Origin of the sequence: Prosthecobacter sp. (assembly GCF_046154365.1) — a bacterium.
Lineage (GTDB): Bacteria > Verrucomicrobiota > Verrucomicrobiia > Verrucomicrobiales > Verrucomicrobiaceae > Prosthecobacter.
In genome coordinates this window covers 20861-27434 of record NZ_JBJXFV010000216.1, presented here as the reverse complement: position 1 = coordinate 27434, position 6574 = coordinate 20861, and the positions used below count along the sequence as shown (strand labels likewise).

Below are 6574 nucleotides of genomic sequence, written 5' to 3'. Positions count from 1 at the left end.
TGGCGAGGATGTGCGCGCGTCCGTGATGCTTCATGCGCTGGTGATCCTCCCGCCACAGCGTGTCGCGCTGGCGATGGCTGCCGTTTTCGATGTTCCAGTGCCCACGCGCCAGCCCGCCGAAGCGCTGCGCTCCGGTCGCCTCGGCTTCCAGGCTGCTGATCCAGTCGCGCAGTTGCGGCTCTCGCCCGTCCTCCTCCAGCGATTCGGTGAGCGTGCGCACGATGCTTTTGGCATGCGGGAAGCCCGTCGACTCCGCCGTCGTCGGCAGCACCCAGACTTTTCGTTGATCCAGCCGCCCGTGCTCGTTTTCTACTTCGCCTTGCCAAAAAAAGGGTGCTCTCTCGCTGGATTCTCTGGGCCTGTCGCTGGCGGCTCAATGGCTTGCTCGAAGCGCTGGCGCACCTCGGCTGCCAGCGTGGGGTTGTTGTCTTTGAGCGCGAGCAGGTAGTCGCCGCCTTTGTCCTGCACGATGGTTTGCGCGATGTCCTTGCGCGCAAACATGGCGTCGCCTGTGATGGTGGCATGATCCAGTGAGGGCACGCCTTGCAGCAGTCGCCGCGCCGCCGTCAGCTCGCCTTCCTGCTTGGAGCCGGCGTCGCCGTGGATGACTTGCGTGGGCTGCTGGGCGACGAGCCGCTGGGTTTGGTTTTCAATCAAGGCGATGAGGGCGAGCCGATGCCCGTCTGCATCGGCGGTGCCACAGAGCACTTTGCCATCCAGCGCGAGGTCACGCGGCAGGCTCCCCTCATGCGCACTGAGCCACGCGCACAGCGCCGCATCGAAGCCCACGGCATCCATCTGACCGATGAGGTTGTAGTAGGCGTTGTAGCTGGGGACTTCATAAACGCCGGTCTTCTTGCGCTTGATGCCACCCAGCGCACGCAGTTGCATCTGGCTCAAACTTTGCCCCAGGATGACGATGGCCTGCAGCGTCTGGCAGCCGCAGATCATGCCCAGCGCGAGGATGCTCAAGAGCTGCCTCTGCGGGTAACGCCTGCCGCCAAAGCCACGCGGATCAGGCAGTTGCGCAAAGAGCGCCATGAGGCTCTTGCAAGTCGCCGCGCTAGCCGCCGTGCCCATGACCGCACCCGTGATGACGCCCTGCTGACACTCCGCAGGCAGCGGCGCAGGATCAGCGAGTTTTTGGCGCGCACCTTGCACCAGTTCCAAGCACCAGAGCGTCTTCGGGCGGTCATGCTGTTGATAAAAATCCCGTGCGTGGCGACCACTGCCCGCCGTGACGCCAAGCTGCTGCCAGTTGGTCGCCTTGTAGCAGGTGCCCTGAGCGTATTGAGGATCGACAAACGTCTCCGCGACCAGCGGCCGATAACCAAAAGCCTGCACCCAATCCGCAGGCAAGCGACGCAGGCAAGCCCCCAGCACTTGGGAGGCCAGGTTGGGCTGCTCACCGGGCGCAGTGAGCAGGCAAAAGCGGCGGTTTTGCACCACGAGTTTGAGTCGTTGTTTGCGCAGGCCGAGGTTCCAGCCGATCCAATTGTCACGGTCTTTGAGCTTATAAGCCGCAGCGCCCCAGGTCAGCAGCGCCACCGTGCGGCCATCGATCTCGGCGATGTAGCGCAGCGTGTCACCGGCGCTACGTCCGCCTTTGAGGTAATGATGCTCACGCATCAGATCATGGTAACGAGTCAGTTCATCCTCAACGCAGTCCGAACATCAACGCCGCCGACCTCAAACAACGTGCTACTGGCGAGTTCCATCTGAAAACACCTGCCGCATTGCTCGCCGTGAAGGGTACGAAATTCTTCGCCATCAGCCAGGACGGTGCGGACGTCATCGGCGTGCACGAAGGCGAGGTGATGATCACCACATCCGATGGCAAATCATCGCTCACCTTGCATCCCGGCGAGGCCGCCATCGTCAATGACAGCCAGATAACCCCGGCCAAGCCATTCACAGACGATGAAAAAGCTTATCAAACCGAATACCCGCCGCTGCTGACACAGATGCCGGTGGACGCGGTCGCCCCCGGTCAGAAACCGCCTGCGGTGAAGGGTGGGTTTCTCAGTTGGAGTGTGTTCAAGGCCTACGATGCCACCCATTCGAATTCCTTCGGCACCAGCACGTTGCCGGATCAGGCGTCTGTCGGCATCATCCGCTATCGTTTCAGCAAGCCGTTGTTACAGACCCAGTTGTTCCATGGTGTCGGCAATCTCTCCCTTCAGGGCAAGGCCAAGCCTCTCGACCAGTCGCCACCACTCGCCCTGCTGCTCAAGGTGAGCAGCCAGGGCATGACCGCCATCACCATGGCCTGGGGCGGCAGCGGTGAACGCATGAAATTCATGCGCAATGATGCCCGCAATGCCGCCTCGTCCGCGCTTGCAGATGCCGCTCCCGCTTGGGTACTCGTTCCCGTTCCCGCCGTCAAATCATGGCGCACCACGGGAGATTTGCGGCTAAACGTGGACTTCGATTTGCCTGACGTACCTTCGCGCGGCAACACTCAGGAGTTCAATGCTGAGCTGTCCGACTTTCGGTTTCTGATCCTGCCGCCGTGAGGCCTCTCCAGACACTTCCTGCATTTGAATGTCAGATGGCAGGTGCTTGACGTCCGCATATGCCACGGCAACTCTCTAATGCATGAAGCGATTCTTTCAGAGCGCAGGCTTGCTGATCATGTGGCTGTTTTTGGGTGCGGAAAACGCCAGTGCCCAGGTAAAAAGCCCTCCGTGGTATTCCCGCGGCGTGGTTCCCACAGACCAGATGCTTCTTTTGTCGCCCAAAGGCACCGTCAAGGCCGACACGGCGGCGGGCAAGGGCAGCGTCATCAATGCTGATCTGGGTGAGGCCAAGGAGCACACGGGCGTGGTGGTGGCTGGCGGCCTTTCTGGCGCGGGCACCAGCCCCGCGTCCTCGGCGATCATCGTGATCCCGACCGCAGGCGTCGTGAAGATGGATGAGAACACGGAGGTGCGGCTGCCCGCGAAGCCCGACCCCAAACTGCCGCCTCAGAAGCAGTCGGAGGCAGAAGGCCTCGGCCACAATCTTGAATTGCTGAAAGGACGGCTCTTCCTGAACATCGACCCCGAGCAGGTCAAACAACGCGGCCCGGCCACCTTCCGGCTCAAAACACCCTCCGCGCTCCTCGCGGTCAAAGGCACGGAGTTTTTCTCGGAGACGACCGCGCAGGGTGATCTGGTGGGTGTGCATGAAGGCGCGGTTATCGTTTATCATCCCGTCACGGGAACTTCAGTGGCGATCGTTGCAGGACAGGTCGTGACCATCAGTGGCATGGAAATCTCTAAACCACGCGCCCTGACAGTGGCTGAGAAAAAGCTGGATGTGAACTACGCTGAAACGCGGCTGAAACGTGAGCCACTGAAGGCAGAGTGGAAGCAGCCGCAGCACCCCTATGGCAAAGGCACCAAAAGCTTCAGCCCCGGCAACAAGCTGGGCACCGAGTATCAGTTTGCCTTGGACATGGCGGCCTACAACGCCCGTCCGGTGTCGGAAGTGGCACCTGAACTCGAACTCGATGTGCGGCGGATCAAACGCAAGGCTGTGGCGTTGGAAATGGTGGTCAGGTCATGGAATCTCCCCGGTCTTACCATGGGGGGCACCGGCCTGTCATTGTCCTTGCGTTCCCAGGATGCGAGACAAAGCCGGTTCGGGCATTTCATGCCGTTCAAAGGAACCAGCAATGAAGCTCTCAGAACCGATGAGCATCGTGAGTGGACGGTGGTGGTGCCATTAGATCGCATGCAGGCGAAGAAACTGCCTTCCCCGCTGGCGTTGGAGTGCGGCATGGTGAGCAGCCTTCGTCAATATGCCATCAAACCGGAACTTCAGCCCATCATTGAGATCACCGGACTCACCCTGATCACCGAGGATCAGTGATCAGGACAACAAGTTCCGATTACGATTAAGGCCGGTCACAACAAACACTCCGCGATCTGCACCGCATTGAGCGCAGCGCCTTTGAGGAGCTGACTACCGACGAACCAGAAGGCGGGGCCATTGTCGAGAGCGCAGTCCATGCGGAGGTTCGAGCCAAAGATTCCGTAGTCCAGCCAGCGCTTCGATGCTTGGCGTTTCCCATGCCCCCTTTCCTCCACCACCGCCACCCATTCCACTTGATCGCATTTATGTGCTGCGACAGGGTTCAGTATATGAAACTCGCGCCGCTTCGTATCTTGGCAACCGTCTCACTCTGGTGCGCCTATGGCAGTTCCTCAGCCTGCGGCCAAGCACCCGTTGTTGCGAAGGTGACTCAAGCACTCTCCCTGGCCAGCAGCGGCACGGTTCAGAGAGTCAGCCAGCCGGGAGCCGCATCTGGTCCGGGTAAGACGGCAGCACCGGAAATCCGCGAGATCGTCACCGGCCCAGATGGCTCGGACGCCATGCTCCTGGGCACATTGGGTGCAGCGCGGTTGGAGGCAAACTCCGCCATCCGCATGCCTGATGCGAAAAGCACGCACAGCCTGGAGATGCTCAAGGGCCGTCTTTTTCTCAACATCGATGCGGCTGAGATCAAGAAGCGGCAGAACAGTGAATTTCGGCTCAAGACTCCTGCTGCCTTGCTGGCAGTGAAGGGCACAAAGTTTTTTGTGGTCTCGGAAAATGGCAGGGACACGGTGGGTGCCCATGAGGGGGCGGTCGCCGTCCTCAGTGGCAATGGCGGCACACCTCTGTTGCTCAAGGCAGGCCAGGCAGTCACCATCATTCAAGGTCAGGTGCCTGCCGCGCGCGCAATGTCCCAGCAAGAGCTGGCAGACGCTTCTCTTTATGACAAGATATCGCTGGTTGAATCACCGCTGGCGTTATCCGGGTCGGATGCGCCAGGGTCAATCTTGCGATACTTCCTGCGCGGTGATTTGACCACTCTGCAGGATCAAAGCGACATGGCCAAGATCGGTCCGCTTGTGGTCTGCACACCTGACCGCATGGGCACCGCACAGCTTGAACTTTCAAACGATGGCGTGCTGCGTCTCAAGGCGGGCTCTATGTCCGTTGTCGCACCAGGAGTTTTGAAAATGGCCATCTATAATCTTCTACAGCCTGAAGATGTCATCGCCATCCGCTTTCAGATCCGCGTGGCAAAGGAGCTGATGGTTTCCTCCAATGGCGACAAATGGATTGATTCCAAAAACAACGCATCAAAACGCGGCCCCACAGAGTGGAACGAGTGTGCCCTGCTACTTAATAGGGTCTCGGGTCGAAACGAACAAATGAGCGCCAGCCTTGTTTTCGACACCGAAGATCAGAAAGCCCCTCGTCGGGCGGCCAAAGGGAAGGGTGATATTTTGGTGGAAATGCGTGACTTCATCCTGCTTTCCCGCAAGAAGTAAAGATGAGCCGCAGGAAGCTGCCGCAGTCACTTTTCCCGAGCATGGACGGTGACAAAAAGCAGGCGTGATGTACCGCCGCCGCGCACCGTCTCGTACATGCTCAACATGGCAGGGATGCCTGAGGTGATGCTGGCGGTGGTGTTGACGTTGGTGGTGCTGAAGACTGGCTTCACCGGCAGGCCTTTTGCGTCCGGTTTCAAAGCCGTATCCTTGACTGGACTCAGCCTTTCGGTGTCCGTAAAAACAGTCGTCACATTGAAAGTTTGCCCCGTCGGAGCGGCTGTGATTTCCAGTTCCATCTGGCAGCCCAACTTAGCCATAACAGAACTTGCCGGTGCAAGGTTTCCAGGAGTAATGAACTCCGTTGGATAAAAGAACTCTTTGACCGAACCACACGTCGATCGCACGCCTGAACGAAAAGCGCGATGCCCGAATGCCACTGTCTTTAACCCGCCGGCGGCGGCCTTGTTCCGTGTCTGCTGCAGCAGGCCAGAACGCGCACCTTCGGGGGCAGTATCGAAGGATTGTTTGAATGCCGCCGCCATGGCAGAGGGCATTTCATAAACCTCGACACAGGCATCAAACTGCGGCGTCGCCAGCCCGGCAGCAGGCGGGCCGGGGACTGTGGCAATGACGGCGCGCAGCACCGATCCAGACCGAATGTCAGGATGCGGCGCATACATGCCTAGAAGACATGGAACACCAGCAGTCATACTCGCATTGGTAACGACGTCGCTGCTGATAAAAATGGGCACAAGACCAGCGGCGGCGGGGTTGGGATTTTTTCCCGTAAGGTCCACGCTCTTCACACTCACCGTGGCAAGATAGAAGCCCAAACCCTGCGGCTGGCTGCCAGTCAACTCCGCTTCTACTTCCGTTCCCACCGTCCTCATTTCAAAGGCTGTCGGGACCACCACTGTGGTGCCCTGTCCGGCGTCGAACTCGATGCCATAGATGTATTCCTTGGCTGACGAGAACGTGACACGGGTGCCGGACTTGCTGACGCATTGCGCTGCGGCGATGAGCTTCACGCCAGACGGAGGCGTGGCTGAATGCAGCACATCCATTACTCGCAGCCGGTCCGGGATGCCGCCTTCGAGAAACACCTTCTGCAAGGCATAAGCATTGGCCTGTGGCAGCTCGTAAACCTCGACACATAGATCCTGGCTAACAGCAGATGTCTCCACCAAAAAACCAAGCATGCTGACGAGAAAACATGATGCCACACAAGGCAGTGCTGCATGAGATGATGTGAGTTTCATTGCTTC

5 protein-coding genes and 1 pseudogene are annotated in these 6574 nt (G+C 59.2%); 3 read left to right on the top strand and 3 right to left on the bottom strand.

What is annotated here, in order from left to right; all coding sequences use genetic code 11:
• Together ACKVY0_RS27375 and ACKVY0_RS27370 are read right to left on the bottom strand one after the other, a co-directional pair.
• Window positions 1-271 (bottom strand): annotated as a pseudogene (locus ACKVY0_RS27375) (hypothetical protein); the annotation flags it as partial.
• Window positions 272-309: 38 nt separating this feature from the next.
• On the bottom strand, window positions 310-1629 hold the full coding sequence (locus ACKVY0_RS27370) for an ISAs1 family transposase (protein ID WP_409218054.1): 1320 nt from the start codon (window positions 1627-1629) through the stop codon (window positions 310-312).
• A 116-nt stretch (window positions 1630-1745) separates the two neighbouring features.
• On the opposite strand from ACKVY0_RS27370, the gene ACKVY0_RS27365 reads away from it, so the two are divergent.
• The 3 genes from ACKVY0_RS27365 to ACKVY0_RS27355 all read left to right on the top strand — a co-directional run bounded on the left by ACKVY0_RS27365 (window position 1746) and on the right by ACKVY0_RS27355 (window position 5306).
• Window positions 1746-2516 carry a hypothetical protein gene (locus tag ACKVY0_RS27365; protein WP_409218053.1) on the top strand — a complete coding sequence of 257 codons (771 nt, stop codon included), beginning with the start codon at window positions 1746-1748 and terminating at the stop codon, window positions 2514-2516.
• Between the two features lie 187 nt (window positions 2517-2703).
• Window positions 2704-3855 (top strand): FecR domain-containing protein, encoded by a 1152-nt coding sequence (locus ACKVY0_RS27360; RefSeq protein WP_409218052.1) that lies wholly within the window; start codon window positions 2704-2706, stop codon window positions 3853-3855.
• A 272-nt stretch (window positions 3856-4127) separates the two neighbouring features.
• Entirely contained in the window at window positions 4128-5306 is a 1179-nt protein-coding gene (locus ACKVY0_RS27355) for a FecR domain-containing protein (protein ID WP_409218051.1), read from the top strand.
• Window positions 5307-5332: 26 nt separating this feature from the next.
• Here the strand turns inward: ACKVY0_RS27355 and ACKVY0_RS27350 are convergent, their stop codons facing one another.
• Complete coding sequence (locus ACKVY0_RS27350; protein ID WP_409218050.1) at window positions 5333-6568, bottom strand: hypothetical protein; 1236 nt, start codon at window positions 6566-6568, stop codon at window positions 5333-5335.
• Window positions 6569-6574: the final 6 nt, after the last annotated feature.

Coding starts and splice junctions, on each gene's coding strand:
- ACKVY0_RS27370 (WP_409218054.1), bottom strand. CDS start 1,629: ATGCGTGAGCATCATTACCTCAAAGGCGGACGTAGCGCCGGTGACACG.
- ACKVY0_RS27355 (WP_409218051.1), top strand. CDS start 4,128: ATGAAACTCGCGCCGCTTCGTATCTTGGCAACCGTCTCACTCTGGTGC.
- ACKVY0_RS27350 (WP_409218050.1), bottom strand. CDS start 6,568: ATGAAACTCACATCATCTCATGCAGCACTGCCTTGTGTGGCATCATGT.